The organism is Pseudomonas sp. NFACC04-2, assembly GCF_900119265.1.
Lineage (GTDB): Bacteria > Pseudomonadota > Gammaproteobacteria > Pseudomonadales > Pseudomonadaceae > Aquipseudomonas > Aquipseudomonas fluorescens_AA.
The window spans coordinates 99,188-116,517 of the sequence record NZ_FPJC01000005.1; the positions used below are offsets into that span (position 1 = coordinate 99,188).

Consider the following 17,330-nt stretch of genomic DNA (forward strand, 5'->3'; position numbering starts at 1 on the left):
ACCCGGCCGCCAAACAATCTCAATATATATATTTACATCCCATATTTTGGGATTCAGCCAGCAAACCTTGCACAGGTCGCACCAGGCACGTCGACACGCATCGACAGCACGGCACCGTCCAGCGGATGACCCAATGGGCTCGCCGCGCTGGTGATGTACAACGTCTTGAGGTCTTCACCGCCGAATACACAACTGGTCGGACGGCTGACGGGCAATTCGATCACCCGATCAACCTGCCCGTCCGGGGTCAGCCGCAACAGGCAACTGCCGTCCCAGCGAGCGTTCCAGATATGCCCTTGGGCATCCATCGCCGAACCATCCGGACCGCCACGCGGGTGCGGGCCGAACCAGACCTCGGCAGGCGCCAGATTGCCTTCCGGGTAAATAAAGTGCCGATACAACGTGCCATCCAGACTGTCGCCGAAATACACCGTGGTGCCATCGGGGCTCCAGAGCAAGGTGTTCGGGATGCCCAGCCCGCGCAACAGGGGCAAGACCCGGCCATCACTCCCGACGCGAAACAGCCCGCCGGACCGATGCTCGATCGGCAAGTCCTCGCCTTCGGCACCGATGTTGTTCTGCATCGTACCGAGCCAGAGTTGACCCAGGGGGTCGCAACGGGCTTCGTTGGCGCGATTGCCTGGTTGGGGGTCGGCCATGCACAGCAGTGTCAGGCGCGGTTCCAGGCCCGGCGAATCAAGATCGAGACGGTAGACGCCACTGCTCAGGGTCACCAGCGCGTCGCCACTTTGGGTCGGTATAAAGGCGGAGACATGCTCGGGCATCTGCCAGATCTCCACATTGGCGCCGATCAGCCGCAGGGCCTGCTTGCCAGCGATATCGACCCAATACAACGCTTGGGTCGGCACATCCCAGAACGGCCCTTCGCCCAATTTCGCCCGGTGTTCCGTCACAGCCGTCCACTTCATTGAAACCTCCCGTTCCCGACTTGCCCGGCGGCGTCTGTTCGACCCGCCATGACATTGGGGTAAAAGCGTTTGATCGCCAGGTCAGCGTTATCGATCAGGGTCATGCAGGCCCAGACGCCCCGCGCCGCGTCACGGGCGGCGATGGCGTCGGCGATGTCCTTGTGGATGGGCAAGGTGCGGCGCAGCTCATCCGGGTCGGCCGCCGATACCTCGAATGACACCGCCAGCAGCGCCCCCAGGGCCGGGACCATTTGTTCGATGAATTGATTATGGCTGGCGGCCAGAATGCACTCGTGGAAAAACTGGTCTGCGCGGTTGTAATCGGCGCCGCTGTCCACCGCCCGTTCCAGCGCATGGTAGGCCAGGCGGATCGCCTGCACCTGATCGGCAGTGGCCCGCTCGCAGGCCCAGCGCACCGCCATCGGCTCGATGGTACGGCGCAGGTCCAGCAAGTCATCGACGAAGTTTTCCGGCAAGCCGCTGCGTGACAGCCAGCCCACCACTTGAGGATCGAACAGGTTCCAGCGGCGCACCGGCAACACCCGCGTGCCGACTTTCGGCCCGACTTCCAGCATCCCTTTGGCCACCAGGGTCTTGATCGCCTCGCGAATCACCGTGCGACTGACGCCCAGTTGCTCGCCCAAGTCCGCTTCGACCTTGATGGTTTGCCCAGGCTTGACCTGGCCGGCGGCTATCCAGCCCCCCAGCCAATCGACGGTCGATGCATGAAAACTGCTGGACATGAAAACCCCGCGGGCCACTCTTATTGGAGGCCCACGCTAATCATCATACGATTGGGTGTCAATTTTAATTTTACGCCTCCCCTTGCTCGCGATAGCGGTGGGTCAGCTTAGGAGATGTTGATGCTGCTGCCGTCATCGCAAGCAAGCTCGCTCCCACAGGGTTTGGTGGCGTAAACAGATATTGCAGCCCCCCAAATTCACTGTGGGAGCGAGCTTGCTCGCGATAGCGGACGTCCAGCCCACAGATACTGATTCAACCATCGCCCCACAAGGGCTCAGGGTTCCAGGCCGATCGGGAAGAACACGCCGCCGCTCCACACGCCCAGCCAGCGCTGCCCGTCGATCTCGCGACTGACCGCCAGCTCCACCAATTGGTAGAACACATTGCGATGGACCAGCGCTTCGAGGTTGCTGCGCACATGCACATAGGGCGCCGGTTCCTGGGTCTGGGGATCGATCACCACCCGCAGCGGATGCTCGGCGCCAGCCTCAGTGGTTTCCTCGACATTGGTGGTGAAGCGCAACAACTGCCCTTCCCCCTGCCCTTCAACCTCAAGGGTCACGGCCACGAACGGGGCGTCATCGACCTTGATGCCGACTTTTTCCACAGGGGTAATCAGGAAGTAATCATCGCCGTCGCGGCGGATGATGGTGGAGAACAGTTTGACCATCGGTTTTCGCCCGATGGGCGTGCCCAGGTAATACCAGGTGCCGTCCCGGGCGATGCGCATGTCGATGTCGCCGCAGAAGTCAGGGTTCCACAAGTGGACCGGCGGCAGCCCTTTGGTCTTGGGGATCTGCCCCAGCAAGTCATTGGCTTTTTGCGGTCCGCTCATGGTGACTCCTTGTAATTACTCGTCGCTCATCCCCAGCAGGCTGCGGGCATATTCACGCAACGGTGTGGCGATGAGGTCTTGGGGCTGCTTGTCGTGCAACGTCAGTAAACCGCCACGACTCTTGATCCGTGCAGTATCAATCAAATACTGGGTACTGGTCTCGATCAACATGATTTGAATCACGCTGGTATCGACACCGAGGCGATCCACGGCTTCTTCATCCAGCCATTCGTCGGAGTTGCCGATGCGGTTATCGGCCTTGGCGAAGCGGGTGTACAACAGGTAATGGGCACCCGCGGCACGGGCTTCGCCCATGGCCTGGTCGAGGCCTTCGGGAACACGGGCGCGACGGACCATGGGGAAATATTCGATGAAGCCATTGAAGGCTTCTTCGGCCACCACGTTGGGACGCGGATAGGCACTGCCCGGCGGAGCGAAGGCGCCCTGGGCGATGTAGATGAACGAGTCGGGCTGAATACGCAGGTTGTTCACACGACGGCTGTCGCTATGGTCCAGCAGGCCGGCGTCGCTCATGTGATAACGAACGCCCTCTCCCATGTCGCTGACATTCATGCAACCGCCAAGCACCAAAACGGCCAGCAGCAAAACCAGGCTACGCATCCTACCCTCCAGAAACCGGTGTCGGAAAACCGGCGAATGGCCAGTGGATGCAGCTTTTGCGCCAGCTCGGTCAGCCGCCGATGATCTTCATGATGGTCGCACCACCGGAGAACGCCACTTCCTGCTTATCTCCCAAGGCCTTGACCAGCAATCGCTGAAGAGCGGGCAACGCCTGGTGACGCGGTTTGTCCAGAAGATCGCCGACAAAGTGACGGTTGCTGGAGGACAAGCAGCCATGCAACCACCCCGTAGAGGACAGCCGCAGGCGCGAGCAGGTCCGACAGAAAGGCACGCTTTCATTGGCGATCACGCCGAAATACCCTAGCCCCGGGATTTCATAGCGCACCGCCGTGGCATCCACCGGTGCGTCGGCTTGCAGGTATTCGTACTGGTCGCCGATCAGGCTGAGCAGTTGCTGGAGGCTGACAAACTGCTGCAGGAAGGCGTTGGAGTCGCTGGCCAGGTGGCCCATGCGCATCAACTCGATGAAACGCAACTCATAACCACGTTCCAGGCAGTATTCGAGCAACGGCATCACCTGGTCCAGGTTCTGTCCGCGCAACGGCACCATGTTGACCTTGATCTTCAACCCGGCGGCCCGAGCCTGTTCCATGCCGTCGAGCACGGTCGCCAGGTCACCGCCACGGGCGATGCTGCGAAACGCAACGGGGTCCAGGGTGTCGAGGGAAACGTTGATGCGACGAATACCGGCGTCCACCAGCAAGGGCAGTTTTTTCGCCAGCAACTGGCCATTGGTGGTCAGGCTGATGTCTTCCAGGCCCATCTGCCCTACAGCCGTCATGAAACGCTCGAGCTTGGGGCTGACCAGCGGCTCGCCCCCCGTGATGCGCAGCCGCTCGATACCGGCGGCCTCGATCAAATAGGCCACGCCGCGCGCCATGGCGTCGGCCGACAATTCATCCTGCGCAGCCACCAACCGCTTGCCATCAGGCACGCAATAGGTACAGGCGTAATTGCAGGCTGAGGTCAGGCTGATCCGCAAATTACGGAAACGCCTGCCTTGACGGTCAACGATCATGGATCACTCCGGCACAAGAAAAATCGGACTCGCGATAATTGACCTGGAAATCAAGATTTCGCAAGACCCAAGCCTGAGTATATTACTGGGGCACTGCGCCATGTAAGCGGACATGGCGCAATAAGGCAGCTGAATGTCTTGTTGCCTTGCGGCCAATCAGTTGCTCGGGACGTCGGTGTCGCGCTTGCGCTTGTTGCCCATGCGCACGCCGATGTCCATCAGGAACTGGAAGAAACCTTCCTGGTCTTCCAGCACGTTGCTCCAGAACGGCGAGTGATATAGCGCCACCGCGCCATGCACCAACGCCCAGGCAGCGCAATAGTGGAAATAAGGCGGCACGTCCTCGAGCTTGCCCTCGCTGATCCGGCCTTTGATCAGCAGGGTCAGCCGTTCGAAGTTCGAAGCGCGGATCTTGTGCAGCTCCTCGACCATCTCCGGCACCTGGTTGCCCTTGACCACCTTCTCTTCCAAACGGTCGAACAAGCGGTAGCGCTGCGGGTCGCGCATGCGGAACTCGAAGTAGGCCCGGGACAGGGCCTCCTTGTCCTTGTCCACATCGGCCGAATGCAACAGCTCGTTCAAATCGCGCTCGTAGTCGAGCATCAGGCGCAGGTAGATCTCCGCCTTGGATTTGAAATGTTTATAAATCGTGCCTTTGCCGATACCCACGGCATCCGCAATCATCTCGACGGTGACGCTGTCTTCACCCTGGTCGAGGAACAACTTGAGCGCGGTGTCGAGAATTTCCTGCTCGCGGCGGCGAAACTCACGGACCTTACGGGGTTCTTTGTGCATAAGAAAAAGGTCTGAAGGGTCAAAATTCGAAGCCGGGTATTATGCCTAACTTACGCAAAAATGCACGGATCATCCGTTCTCGGCCACTGTTCTTCACAAAACCGTACACACCCGGCTCGCCGTTTCCCGCAGCCATGTGCCGCGTTGGCGAGCTTTGGCGCCAGTGAGAACTTATCCGAAGCGAGCGTATTCCAAATTTGTTTAAAAACCGCCCCGGCCAGACTGGACGCGTTGGCATAGTGATCAATACTTGAACTGTCGGCGCGACATCTCCCCCAAGTGACGCGCTGATAAAGGTACCAACGGACCGCGTGCCTTTGTTTTACTCCTAATGGTCTTAACCCGGATTCACCCCCCAGAACCCGGGTTTTTTTTGCATGAAATTCAGGCAGCCACCGAACGGACGTGAGCCAGCGGAAACAATTGCTTAAAGTTTTCCGTCGTCTGCTCGGCAAACCGTTCGTAGGACTCACCGCGCAACATTGCCAGAAATTCTGCCACTTCCCGTACGTATTGCGGAAGGTTCGGCTTGCCGCGATACGGAATCGGTGCCAGGTAAGGCGAATCGGTTTCCACCAGCAGCCGATCAGCCGGCACTTTGCTCGCGACGTCGCGCAAGGCATCGGCATTGCGGAACGTGACAATCCCGGACAAGGAAATGTAATAGCCCATGTCCAAGGCAGCCTTGGCCATGTCCCAGTCTTCGGTGAAGCAATGCAGCACACCGGCCTGGGGCAGCGCGGCGTCACGCAGCAGGGCCAGGGTGTCGGCCCGGGCGCCACGGGTGTGGATGATCACCGGTTTGCCGGTCTGCCGGGCAGCTTCCAGGTGCAGCCGGAACGAGGCTTGCTGCACGTCGGCGGCTTCTGGCTCGTAGTGATAGTCCAGGCCGGTTTCGCCAATGGCGACCACTCGTGGATGATCGAGCTCACGCAACAGCCAATCGAGCGCCGGCGCGGCGTCGGGCTGGACATCCAGTGGATGGACACCGACTGAACAATCGACATCGGCATAACGCTCGGCCAAGGCCTTGACGTCGGCGGCGTTGTCGGCGCTGACGCCGATGCACAGGAAGTGCCCCACACCCCGCTCTCGAGCTGCGTCCAGCGCAGCATCCAGGGAGCCGCCATGGGCAGCGAGGTCGAGACGGTCAAGGTGACAATGGGAATCTACAAGCATAAAAGGCCAGGCTACATCGTATGGGTGGGACGGTCGGACTTCAGGGAGCCGGCCAAGTGGGTTTCGATCTGATTGCGAGCCGCATTGTCGCCGTCGTTGAACTGCACGCCTACGCCGGCGGCCCGATTGCCCTGGGCGCCCTTGGGGGTCAGCCAGATCACCTTGCCGGCGACCGGGATTTTCTCCGCCTCGTCCATCAGGCTCAAGAGCATGAACACTTCATCGCCCAAGCGATAATTCTTGTTGGTCGGTATGAACAGGCCTCCATTCTTGATGAAAGGCATGTAGGCGGCGTAAAGCACCGACTTGTCCTTGATGGTCAGGGACAGGATGCCGTTACGTGGGCCGGGACTGACAGGTTCGTTCATGCTGATCTCCGCTGCGGTTGAGCTGAGTTTAGTAGCTAGGCCGTGTCTGTCAGTTTCGACCAGGCAAACTCGCCCACTGCACCAACAATGCCTCGAGCAACAGCACCCGATTGAGGTTCGCCTTGCTCAGCACCTTCTGCCGTTGGGCAAGAATCCAGTCCTGGATGTTCAAGATTTTATCCTGGCTGCTTTTTTGCGCCAGGTACTGGATCACCTTGCGCATATCCGCCAGCCCCAGGCCCGCCTCGTCTTCGGTCAACTGGTAACGCAGGATCAGGCTCGACCAGTCGCAGAACCAGTCAAACAGCAGGAGTAGCGGAATGGCGTTCCAACCCTCGGCCAACTGCGTGGGGGATTGCTGCTGCTTGAGCAGTTTCTTCACCCCATCCACCACCAAGGCCCGCTGTTCACGCACGCCTTGGGCCTGAAGGCTGACAGCCGCCAGGGGCGAACCGGCCGCGAGGGTCAGCAGCTCGATACGTTCTTCATCGGTGTTGTCAGGCAAGGCCTGGGCCAGCCATTGCAAGCTCATCGTTTCGCTCGGCAACGGACAGGCCTGTTGCACGCAGCGACTCTTGATGGTCGGCAACAAGCGACTCGGCTGGTGGCTGACCAGCAGCAGCACGGTATCGCCGGAGGGTTCTTCGAGGCTCTTGAGCAAGGCGTTGGCGGCGTTGATGTTCATCGACTCGACTGGCTCGATCAGCACCACTTTGCGCCCGCCCATCTGCGAGGTCTGAACCACGAAGCTGACCAGGTCCCGGACCTGGTCGACCTTGATCGCCTTGTCCGCCTCTTCCGGTTCCAGCACGTAATTGTCGGGATGGCTACCAGCTTTGAGCAGCAGGCAGGATTTGCATTCTCCACAGGCGTTCGAAGCACCGGGACGCAGGCACAGCAGGCTGGCCATCAGGCGTTCGGCCAGTGCCCGCTTGCCGATGCCGACCGGGCCGTGCAGCAGATAGGCGTGGGCATGCTGGGCACGACCGGCCAGTTGCTGCCAAAGACCGTCTTGCCAGGGATAGGCTTCAGCCACGGACACGCTCCAGCAAACGTGGCAGCAAGCCATCCAGGGATTGCTGGACCTGGCTCAGCGGCTGCGCGGCATCGATCAGCAGGTAACGCGCCGGATCGGCCTTGGCGCGCTCCAGGAAGGCATTGCGCACGGCATTGAAGAAATCCTTGCCCTCAAGCTCGAACCGATCCAGCCGGCCACGGGCGCTGGCGCGGGCCAGGCCAATTTCCACTGGCAAGTCGAACACCAGGGTCAGGTCTGGTCGCAGGTCACCCTGGACGAAGGTCTCCAGCGCGGCGATGCGCTCCACGGACAAACCCCGGCCGCCGCCCTGGTAGGCGTAGGTCGAATCGGTAAAACGATCGCAGAGCACCACCGCGCCACGGGCCAGCGCCGGGCGAATCACCTCGGCCAGATGTTGCGCCCGGGCAGCGAACACTAGCAGCAGCTCAGTGTCAGGGTTCATGACCTCTTCAAGGGGAGCCAGCAGTACCTCGCGAATGCGCTCGGCCAGCGGCGTACCACCCGGCTCACGGGTCAATACCACCTCGATGCCGGCGGCCCGCAGGCGTTCGGCCAGGTATTCGCGGTTGGTGCTCTTGCCGGCGCCTTCCGGGCCTTCCAGCGTTATAAACAAGCCAGTCACGGGGCGATCCTTAATCAAAGTCATTGCGGGCTCGGTGGCTCGCTGGCGTCCGGTTCGGGGGCCGGTACCTGGGGCGGCACCTGGGGCACCGCTTCGGGTGCCGTGTCGGGCGAAGCCGCCGGGATCGGCGCCTGCTCGTCCGGCGCTGCCGGGGCCGGGCTGGAGCGGTAGTCGGCACGGCGCTTGAGCTGGAACTCGCGCACCGCGTTGTTGTGCGACTCCAGGTCATCGGAAAACACGTGGCTGCCATCGCCACGGGCGACAAAGTAAAGGCTGTTGCCCGGCGCCGGGTTCAATGCGGCGTGAATCGCTTCGCGTCCCACCATCGCGATCGGCGTCGGCGGCAAGCCCGGGATCAGATAGGTGTTATAGGGGTTTTCTTCCTTCAAATGGGCGCGAGTGAGCTTGCCCGTGTAACGCTCGCCCAAGCCATAGATCACCGTGGGATCGGTCTGCAGCAGCATGCCCAGGCGCATGCGCCGTACGAAGACGCCGGCAATCTGTCCGCGTTCCTGGGGCACGCCGGTTTCCTTCTCCACCAGGGATGCCATGATCAGCGCCTGATACGGCAAAGTGTAAGGCACATCGGCGGAACGCTGTGCCCACTCTTTGGCGAGCACGTCTTCCAGGCGGTCGTAGGCTTTCTTCAGCAGGTCGACATCCGAGGTACCGCGCACGAAGCGATAGGTGTCCGGGAAGAACCGGCCTTCGGGAAATACGCCCGAATGACCGAGACGGTCCATGACCTGGCTGTCGCTCAGGTTGGCGAGGGTCTGCTGGAGCTTCTCATCCTTGGCCAGCGCGGCGCGCACCTGGCGGAAATTCCAGCCCTCCACCAGCGTCACGCTGTACTGCACCACTTCGCCGCGCTTCCAGACGGCGATCAGGCCTTCCATGGTCATGCCTGGCACCATACGGTATTCGCCGGAGTGCAACGGCTGGTCGGCAAGATTGAAGCGCCAATAGATCCGCAGCCAGAAAGCGTCCTTGATCAAGCCATCGGCTTCGAGGCGCTTGAGGGTTCCGGTCGGGGTGGTCCCGTTGGGCACGTCCAGCAATTCTTCCTGGGTGATGTTCAGCGGCTGTTGCAGCGCCGAATGAATCTTCCAGGCCGAAGCACCCAACAACAGCCCTGCCAGGACCAGTCCGGTCTCCAGCAGCAGCAAGAATTTACGTCTCACGAATCAAACATCCAATAGCGCACGGGCAAGGGTCTGCAGTTTACGGGTGAGCGGGCCAACCGACCAGCGCGCCGAACCGCATCCGCGCACCGGCCACACACCATAAACGCTATTACAGACGAAGACTTCATCGGCCTGGTGCAGTTGTTCGAGGCTGATGTCGCTGATTTGCGTGGCGATGCCTTGTGACTTGGCTTGAAACAATAATTCGGCACGCATCACGCCGGCCACACCGCAACGGCTCAGGTCCGCCGTGAACAAGACGCCATCGCGCACCAGGAACAGGTTGCTGAACACACCTTCGATCACTCGTCCGGACGCGTCCAGCATCAAGCCTTCAGCGTACTGCGTATCGCGCCATTGGGCACGAGCCAGCACTTGTTCCAGGCGATTGAGGTGCTTGAGCCCGGCGAGCAAGGGCTGCTCGGACAAACGCACGGTGCAGGGAAACAGAAGAATGCCTTGGTCGCCATGGACGGCGGGATAGGCGGCTGGCGGACTGCCTTGCAGGATGCGCCTGGCCGGCGTCGAAGGATCAGCGGCATAACCGCGCAGGCTGTCGCCACGGGTCACGATCAACTTCACCACGCCGTCGCCCAGGCAGCGGGCGTAGGCGTCCAGCTCTGCGCTCAACGCGCTCATGTCGACGTTGAGCGCCAACCGCTGGCAACCTGCGTCCAGGCGCTGCAGGTGACGCTCCAGCAACAGCAGGTTGCCACCGCGCACGGCGATGGTTTCGAACAACCCATCCCCGTAAGCCAGGCCGCGATCTTTCAGCGACAGGACGTCGGCTGGCTGACCGTCGACCCAGCTTTCCATCAACCGGCGAACCGGCGGAACACCAGCGAACCGTTGGTCCCGCCAAAGCCGAAGGAATTGGACAGCACCACATCGATGTCCATGCTGCGGGCAGTGTGCGGTACGAAGTCCAGGTCGCAGCCGTCGTCCGGCTCATCGAGGTTGATGGTCGGCGGCGCCGTCTGACTGTTGATCGCCAGTACGCTGAAGATCGCTTCCACCGCCCCAGCCGCACCCAGCAGGTGACCGGTCATGGACTTGGTCGAGCTGACCGCCAGCTTGTAGGCGTGCTCGCCGAACACGGTCTTGATCGCCTGGGCTTCGGCCAAGTCGCCGGCCGGTGTGGAAGTACCGTGGGCGTTGATGTACTGCACCTGCTCGCCGTTGATTTTCGCGTCACGCAAGGCATTGGCGATGCAACGGGCCGCACCGGCGCCATCGGCCGGTGGCGAGGTCATGTGGTACGCGTCGCCACTGGTGCCGAAGCCGATCAGTTCGGCATAGATGGTCGCGCCGCGCGCCTTGGCGTGTTCCAGCTCTTCGAGCACCAGCGCACCGGCACCGTCGGACAGTACGAAGCCATCGCGGCCCTTGTCCCATGGCCGGCTCGCGCGGGCGGGCTCGTCGTTGCGGGTCGACAGCGCACGGGACGCGCCGAAACCGCCCATGCCAAGACCGCATGCGGCCATTTCAGCGCCACCGGCGATCATCACGTCGGCTTCGTCGTACATGATGTTGCGTGCGGCCATGCCGATGCAGTGAGTACCGGTGGTGCACGCCGTGGCGATGGCGTAGTTGGGCCCCTGGGCACCCAGGTGGATGGACAGGAAACCGGAAATCATATTGATGATCGAGCCCGGCACGAAGAACGGAGAAATCCGTCGCGGCCCCGAATCGTGCAGCGTGCGGCTGGTTTCTTCGATATTGGTCAAACCGCCAATACCCGAACCCATGGCCACGCCGATGCGTTCACGGTTGGCGTCGGTGACTTCCAGGCCAGCGTTACGCACTGCCTGGAAACCGGCTGCCAGGCCGTATTGAATGAACAGGTCGAGCTTGCGGGCTTCCTTGACCGACAGGTATTCCTCGACATTGAAGCCCTTTACCGAGCCGCCAAAACGGGTGGAATAGGCAGAAAGGTCGGTGTGTTCGATCAGACCAATGCCACTGCGGCCAGCCAGAATGCCCTGCCAACTGCTCGGCACATCCGTACCCAGTGGCGACAACATACCCATACCGGTGACTACGACGCGTCTACGCGACACAGCACTCTCCTTTTTCTAATGACGACTTTGCATCAGGCCTAAAGAAAAAACCGCACGCCGTGACGGCAGTGCGGTTTTTTCCATGACAGCTAGCGACGACTGAATACGATTACGCCTGGTGGCTGGTAACGTAGTCGATAGCAGCTTGTACAGTAGTGATCTTCTCAGCTTCTTCGTCAGGAATCTCGGTCTCGAATTCCTCTTCCAGAGCCATCACCAGCTCAACGGTGTCAAGGGAGTCGGCACCCAGGTCTTCTACGAAGGAAGCGGTGTTCACAACTTCTTCTTCTTTAACGCCCAGTTGCTCGGCAACGATTTTCTTGACGCGCTCTTCGATGGTGCTCATACCTTGTTTTCACTCCTAATGGACAAATTCAGGCAGCTGGCCGGTGGGTAAGTGTATAGAAGAACTTTTCGGTTTTTCAACCGAAAGCTTCACTCCTCAAACCCCGCGGCCCGCCGTCTATAAATTGATTGCAGCTTTATAACGGATTTTAGACAGCTCGTATGACATTTTTTTGAAGCAATCCGTCACATTTAACTCATGTACATCCCGCCGTTCACCGGGATTGTAGCCCCGGTCACGTATGCCGCACCGTCCGAAGCAAGAAAAGCGACCACGGACGCGATTTCTTGAGCTTGCCCCAGACGACCCAGCGGAATCTGTGTCAACAAGCCTTCGCGCTGTGCTTCCGGCAGTTCACGGGTCATGTCGGTGTCGATGAAACCCGGTGCAACCGAGTTTACCGTAATCGAGCGCGAACCCACTTCACGCGCCAGCGCACGGCTGAAACCTTCCAGACCGGCCTTCGCCGCAGCATAGTTTACTTGGCCTGCGTTGCCCATGGCACCCACAACCGAGCCGATACTGATAATTCGACCCCAGCGAGCCTTGGTCATGCCACGCAGAACGCCCTTGGACAGCCGGTACAGACTGTTCAGGTTGGTGTCGACGACGTCGAACCATTCGTCATCTTTCATGCGCATCATCAGGTTATCGCGGGTGATACCGGCATTATTGACCAGGATTGCCGGCGCACCGAACTGCTCCTGGATGCTTGCCAGCACCGCCGCAACGGATTCGTCGCTGGTGACGTTCAGTTCGAGGCCAGTGCCCTGGATGTCGTTTTCCTTCAGGGTCGCGGCGATACGCTCGGCGCCCGAAGCGGAAGTCGCGGTGCCGATGACGATGGCGCCTTGACGACCCAGCTCCAGGGCGATGGCCTGGCCGATGCCACGGCTAGCACCGGTCACCAGTGCAACTTTACCTTGCAGACTCATGCAAGCTTCTCCTGTTCAGGCCTGCGCTGCACGGGCGGCAGCGAAGGCATCTGGGGTGTTGAGGTTGGAAGTCGACACGCCTTCGGCGCAGCGTTTGTTCAGGCCTGCCAGCACTTTGCCAGGACCGCACTCGACCAATTCGGTCGCGCCCTTGGCTGCCAGGGTCTGCACCGATTCGACCCAGCGAACCGGCTTGTAGAGTTGTTCCAGCAGATCACGCTTCAAGGTCTCGAGATCAGGCGCCACGTCGGCGCTGACATTCTGCACCACCGGAATCTGCGGGGCCTGCCAATCGATGGCCGCGATGGACTCGGCAAAGCGCTCGGCGGCCGGACGCATCAGTTCACAGTGCGACGGCACGCTGACCGGCAATGGCATGGCGCGCTTGGCACCACGGGCCTTGCAGCCCTCGATGGCACGCTCGACTGCCGCCTTGGCCCCGGCGATGACCACCTGGCCCGGAGAGTTGAAGTTCACCGCGCTGACCACTTCGCCTTGCGCCGCCTCGGCACAGGCCGCCAGTACATCGGCGTCTTCCAGGCCGAGGATCGCGGCCATGCCGCCCTGCCCGGCCGGAACGGCTTCTTGCATCAACTGGCCACGACGCTCCACCAGTTTCACCGCGGCACCCAGGCTCAGGCTGCCAGCGGCCACGAGGGCGCTGTATTCGCCCAGGCTATGACCGGCGACGAATGCCGGGCGCGCGCCACCTTCAGCCAGCCACAGGCGCCACAAGGCGATCGAGGCGGTGAGAATGGCCGGTTGGGTTTTATCGGTTTGATTGAGCCGCTCTTCCGGCCCTTGCTGGGTCAGTGCCCACAAGTCATAGCCGAGCGCATCGGAAGCTTCTTTGAATGTTTCGAGGACCAGCGGGTATTGCGCGCCCAGCTCGGCCAGCATGCCGAGGGACTGCGAGCCCTGTCCTGGAAAGACGAATGCGAGGGAAGCAGACATGAAAACAAAGCCCCTAATGATCTTGTCGTCAAAAATTGACGCCCCTGGGGGCGCTAGCAAACTGAAAGTTGGATGGCGGGTTGAACCGACCGGTCACATTTAAGCATTGTCGGACGAAAACGCCTAAGTTAACAAATCCTCGAGGCGACCGTGCAAGCGCTCCGGCAGGTTCTCCTGGATCTCGATCACCGCTCGGTTGATCGCACTTTGGAAACCCTGCACGCCCGCCGACCCGTGACTCTTGATCACGATACCTTGCAGCCCGAGGAAACTCGCACCGTTGTGCCGCGCCGGCGCCAGGTCCGCCTGCAAGCGACGCATCAACGGCAGCGCCAGGGCACCGACCACCCGCGAAGCGAGGCTTTGCCTGAACAAGGTCTCGATGCGCTGGCCGATCATGGTCGCCAGCCCCTCGCTGGACTTGAGCAGGATATTGCCCACGAAACCGTCACAGACCACCACATCGGCCTCGCCACGGTACAAACCGTCGCCTTCGACGAAACCGATGTAGTTGATGCCCCGCGCAGCCTGCAACAACGTGGCCGCCAGCTTGACCTGCTGGTTGCCCTTGATGTCTTCGGTGCCGATGTTCAGCAACGCCACGCGAGGACGGACGATGCCCAGGGTTTCAGCCGCGACCGAGCCCATCACCGCAAACTGCAGCAGATGCTCGGCACTGCAATCGACGTTCGCCCCCAGGTCGAGCAGCTGACAGAACCCACGCTGGGTCGGAATCGCCGCCACCATCGCGGGCCGGTCGATACCCGGCAAGGTCTTGAGCACATAGCGTGACAGCGCCATCAGCGCACCGGTATTGCCAGCACTGACACAGGCCTGGACCTTGCCATCACGCAGCAGCTCAAGGGCCACGCGCATCGAGGCGTCAGGCTTGCCGCGCAGGGCCTGGGCCGGCTTTTCGTCCATGGTGATGATTTCGGACGCCGGGACAATCGTCAGGCGCGCGCGATCCACAGCCGATTGGCCGCTGAGCATGTCTTCCAGGAGGGGGGATTGACCGACGAGGGTCAGGTGCAGCGAGGGTGTGGCATTCAGACAAGCAAGGCTGGCCTGAACAATGCTGCGGGGACCGAAGTCCCCGCCCATTGCGTCAATCGCGATGACTTGAGCGGACAAGTGATTACTCGTCGGCGCCCTTGTCGATCACTTTACGGCCACGGTATACGCCTTCTGGCGATACGTGGTGACGCAGGTGAACTTCACCGGTGGTCTTTTCTACGGACAGGGTGCTAGCCTCGAGAGCGTCGTGCGAACGGCGCATGTCACGGGCAGAGCGGGATTTTTTGTTCTGCTGAACAGCCATAATTGATTAACTCCTAAACGTTTGGGTCACGCTTTAACTGCGCCAATACACTGAACGGGTTGGACCGCGTTACCTCGTCCTCGCTCGGTTCGGGCTCATCTGCTCCCGCCGGCTGCTGGCATTCTTCCGGATGATGAGCAGGCACAATGGGCAAGGCGAGCAGAAGCTCCTCCTCGATCAGTGACTGCAGATCCAATGGATCTTCGCCCAGTTCCAGCACGTCATAACCTTTCGGCAACGACTGGGTATTCGCACCCTCCTTCACCACGGCGTAACTGCATTCGCTGTGGATCGGCAGGGTGACCAGCTCAAGACAACGCTGGCAAACCATTTTGACTTCAGTGTCGATAAAGCTGTGGATAACCACAGATTTACGTTCATCTCGTTCAAAAACGAATTTGGCCTGGACCGTACCGACATCGTCGGAAAGCGGGTCGCAGAGTCTCTTCAAATCGGCCAGCAGCAGTTCACCTTGAAGGGTGGTGCCACGGTCAGCCAATTTGCGCGGGTCAACGTGAGGTGGAATCGGGTCATTCAACATAGGCGCAGCATTATAGGGATGCCCCCGGCCATGTCAAAGGAAATTCAGCCCTGTCCGTCACTTGCGTGCCTCGATAGAATTCGTCGCCGACTCCTGGAGATGCTCATGCTGCCTTTATTACTCGCCTCAAGCTCAGTCTATCGCCGGGAATTGCTCGCCCGCCTGGGACTGCCGTTCGTCTGCAGCTCACCCGATATCGACGAAAGCCATCGCCCCGGCGAACCCGCCCTCGAACTGGTCAAGCGCCTGGCCCGGGAAAAAGCCCTGGCGTTGGCGCCAAGCCATCCAGGGCACCTGATCATCGGCTCAGACCAGGTCGCCGTGCTCGGCGAGCGCATCCTGGGCAAGCCTCACACCTTCGAGAACGCCCGCGAACAACTGCTGGCCGCCAGCGGCGCCAAGGTCACGTTCCTGACCGGCCTGGCACTGCTCAACAGCCGGACAGACGCCTGCCAGGTCGATTGCGTTGCATTTACAGTCAATATGCGCACCCTGGATCCGGAGCGCGTCGAACACTACCTGCGCGCCGAGCAACCCTACGATTGCGCCGGCAGCTTCAAGGCCGAGGGGCTGGGCGTAAGCCTGTTCCAGAGCACCGAAGGACCGGACGCCACCAGCCTGGTCGGGCTGCCGCTGATTCGCCTGGTGGACATGTTACTGGCCGAGGGCGTGCAAATCCCCTGAAGCCTGGCATTGAGAGCAACCCCAGCCAAATACAAAACTTGTAAATACAAAACTTGTGGCGAGGGGATAAATCCCCTCGCCACAGAGGGGCTGTCGGCCTACCCTGCATTGAAACTCCAAGGCAATCAGCGCAACGCCGGCCCCTGGAACCCCATCCACATCGCCAGACGCTCGGCGATGCTGGCGCCCAGCTTTTTCGAGAAACGATCGAGCGGCGACTCTTCAATGGTGAAATCCACCAATTCCTTCTCGCCAATCACATCCCGAGCCACCGAACTGGCGCTGCCCAAGCCATCGATCAAGCCCAGCGGCAACGCCTGCTCGCCCGACCAGACCAGCCCGGAGAAGAGCTCCGGATGCTCCTTGTCCTTCAGGCGCTCGCCCCGCCCCTTCTTGACGCTGGCGATGAACTGCTTATGGGTAGTGTCGAGCACGCCCTGCCAGAACGCCGTTTCCTCAGGCTTTTGCGGCTGGAACGGATCGAGGAAGGATTTGTGCTCGCCGGCGGTATAGACCCGGCGCTCCACCCCAAGCTTGTCCAGCGTCTCGACAAAGCCGTAACCCGCCGCCGTCACGCCAATGGAGCCCACCAGGCTGGCTTTGTCGGCATAGATCTGGTCCGCCGCACTGGCGATGTAATAGGCACCGGAGGCACCGAGGTCGGAAATCACCGCGTAGACCTTGATATCCGGATGCGCCGCGCGCAAGCGGACGATTTCGTCATAGACGTAGCCAGCCTGCACCGGGCTGCCACCCGGACTGTTGATACGCAGCACCACGCCCTTGACCTTCGAATCTTCGAACGCGGCCCGCAGGCTGCCGATAATATTGTCCGCACTGGCCGCTTCCTTGTCGGCAATCATGCCTTCGATGTCGATGACCGCCGTATAGGCCGAACCACCTCCCGGACTCTGCTTGCCATCAACCGCCTGGAAGATCATCGCCAAGCCGAAAAACAGGTAGATGAAGACCAGGCACTTGAAGAAGATCCCCCAGCGGCGCGCACGACGCTGCTCCTCCACCCCGGCCAACAGGGTCTTTTCCAGCAGCTTCCAGCTTTTTTCGTCACCGTTGTCAGCGCTCGCCTTGGCCGGTGCCTTCCATTCATCGGTCATACATGCATCCTCAACAGAC

21 protein-coding genes are annotated in these 17,330 nt (G+C 60.8%); 1 reads left to right on the forward strand and 20 read right to left on the reverse strand.

Annotated elements, in window-relative coordinates; genetic code table 11:
* Positions 1-53: 53 nt before the first annotated feature.
* From BT125_RS09230 to BT125_RS09320, 19 genes are all read right to left on the reverse strand, one after another.
* Positions 54-929: an SMP-30/gluconolactonase/LRE family protein gene (locus BT125_RS09230; protein ID WP_072406307.1), complete on the reverse strand. Its 876-nt coding sequence runs from the start codon at positions 927-929 to the stop codon at positions 54-56.
* Positions 926-1,672 (reverse strand): FadR/GntR family transcriptional regulator, encoded by a 747-nt coding sequence (locus tag BT125_RS09235; RefSeq protein WP_060741242.1) that lies wholly within the window; start codon positions 1,670-1,672, stop codon positions 926-928. Before BT125_RS09235 ends, BT125_RS09230 begins: the two co-directional genes overlap by 4 nt.
* Before the next feature lie 275 nt (positions 1,673-1,947).
* Positions 1,948-2,508, reverse strand: a complete 561-nt coding sequence (locus BT125_RS09240; RefSeq protein WP_060741241.1) for a DUF1285 domain-containing protein — start codon at positions 2,506-2,508, stop codon at positions 1,948-1,950.
* A gap of 15 nt (positions 2,509-2,523) precedes the next feature.
* Complete coding sequence (locus BT125_RS09245) at positions 2,524-3,129, reverse strand: DUF4823 domain-containing protein (protein ID WP_072406309.1); 606 nt, start codon at positions 3,127-3,129, stop codon at positions 2,524-2,526.
* Positions 3,130-3,199: 70 nt separating this feature from the next.
* On the reverse strand, positions 3,200-4,168 hold the full coding sequence (locus tag BT125_RS09250) for a GTP 3',8-cyclase MoaA (protein ID WP_072406311.1): 969 nt from the start codon (positions 4,166-4,168) through the stop codon (positions 3,200-3,202).
* A 156-nt stretch (positions 4,169-4,324) separates the two neighbouring features.
* Entirely contained in the window at positions 4,325-4,963 is a 639-nt protein-coding gene (locus tag BT125_RS09255; protein ID WP_060741238.1) for a TetR/AcrR family transcriptional regulator, read from the reverse strand.
* 384 nt (positions 4,964-5,347) lie between these two features.
* Positions 5,348-6,142, reverse strand: coding sequence for a TatD family hydrolase (locus BT125_RS09260; protein WP_072406313.1), 795 nt, complete (start codon positions 6,140-6,142; stop codon positions 5,348-5,350).
* Between the two features lie 11 nt (positions 6,143-6,153).
* The gene (locus tag BT125_RS09265; protein ID WP_072406315.1) at positions 6,154-6,510 is read right to left on the reverse strand and encodes a PilZ domain-containing protein; all 357 of its coding nucleotides are present in this window, start codon (positions 6,508-6,510) and stop codon (positions 6,154-6,156) included.
* 49 nt (positions 6,511-6,559) lie between these two features.
* The gene (locus BT125_RS09270; protein WP_072406317.1) at positions 6,560-7,546 is read right to left on the reverse strand and encodes a DNA polymerase III subunit delta'; all 987 of its coding nucleotides are present in this window, start codon (positions 7,544-7,546) and stop codon (positions 6,560-6,562) included.
* Positions 7,539-8,171: a dTMP kinase gene (gene tmk / locus BT125_RS09275; protein ID WP_072406597.1), complete on the reverse strand. Its 633-nt coding sequence runs from the start codon at positions 8,169-8,171 to the stop codon at positions 7,539-7,541. Before tmk ends, BT125_RS09270 begins: the two co-directional genes overlap by 8 nt.
* Before the next feature lie 20 nt (positions 8,172-8,191).
* Complete coding sequence (mltG, locus tag BT125_RS09280) at positions 8,192-9,352, reverse strand: endolytic transglycosylase MltG (RefSeq protein WP_072406319.1); 1,161 nt, start codon at positions 9,350-9,352, stop codon at positions 8,192-8,194.
* A gap of 3 nt (positions 9,353-9,355) precedes the next feature.
* Complete coding sequence (gene pabC / locus BT125_RS09285; RefSeq protein ID WP_072406321.1) at positions 9,356-10,171, reverse strand: aminodeoxychorismate lyase; 816 nt, start codon at positions 10,169-10,171, stop codon at positions 9,356-9,358.
* On the reverse strand, positions 10,171-11,415 hold the full coding sequence (gene fabF, locus BT125_RS09290) for a beta-ketoacyl-ACP synthase II (protein ID WP_060741232.1): 1,245 nt from the start codon (positions 11,413-11,415) through the stop codon (positions 10,171-10,173). Before fabF ends, pabC begins: the two co-directional genes overlap by 1 nt.
* A 109-nt stretch (positions 11,416-11,524) precedes the next feature.
* Positions 11,525-11,761: an acyl carrier protein gene (acpP, locus tag BT125_RS09295; RefSeq protein WP_003175607.1), complete on the reverse strand. Its 237-nt coding sequence runs from the start codon at positions 11,759-11,761 to the stop codon at positions 11,525-11,527.
* A gap of 191 nt (positions 11,762-11,952) precedes the next feature.
* Positions 11,953-12,696, reverse strand: coding sequence for a 3-oxoacyl-ACP reductase FabG (gene fabG / locus BT125_RS09300; protein ID WP_053123820.1), 744 nt, complete (start codon positions 12,694-12,696; stop codon positions 11,953-11,955).
* Between the two features lie 15 nt (positions 12,697-12,711).
* Positions 12,712-13,650 carry an ACP S-malonyltransferase gene (gene fabD, locus BT125_RS09305; protein WP_072406322.1) on the reverse strand — a complete coding sequence of 313 codons (939 nt, stop codon included), beginning with the start codon at positions 13,648-13,650 and terminating at the stop codon, positions 12,712-12,714.
* Between the two features lie 123 nt (positions 13,651-13,773).
* Positions 13,774-14,784, reverse strand: coding sequence for a phosphate acyltransferase PlsX (gene plsX / locus BT125_RS09310; protein ID WP_072406324.1), 1,011 nt, complete (start codon positions 14,782-14,784; stop codon positions 13,774-13,776).
* A 4-nt stretch (positions 14,785-14,788) separates the two neighbouring features.
* Complete coding sequence (gene rpmF, locus BT125_RS09315) at positions 14,789-14,971, reverse strand: 50S ribosomal protein L32 (RefSeq protein WP_003179396.1); 183 nt, start codon at positions 14,969-14,971, stop codon at positions 14,789-14,791.
* A 13-nt stretch (positions 14,972-14,984) separates the two neighbouring features.
* Positions 14,985-15,512, reverse strand: a complete 528-nt coding sequence (locus BT125_RS09320) for a YceD family protein (protein WP_003204262.1) — start codon at positions 15,510-15,512, stop codon at positions 14,985-14,987.
* 105 nt (positions 15,513-15,617) lie between these two features.
* Here BT125_RS09320 and BT125_RS09325 point away from each other — a divergent pair, with 105 nt between their 5' ends.
* Positions 15,618-16,196, forward strand: a complete 579-nt coding sequence (locus BT125_RS09325; RefSeq protein ID WP_072406326.1) for a Maf family protein — start codon at positions 15,618-15,620, stop codon at positions 16,194-16,196.
* Positions 16,197-16,321: 125 nt separating this feature from the next.
* Here the strand turns inward: BT125_RS09325 and BT125_RS09330 are convergent, their stop codons facing one another.
* Entirely contained in the window at positions 16,322-17,311 is a 990-nt protein-coding gene (locus tag BT125_RS09330) for a S49 family peptidase (protein ID WP_072406328.1), read from the reverse strand.
* Positions 17,312-17,330 lie beyond the last annotated feature (19 nt).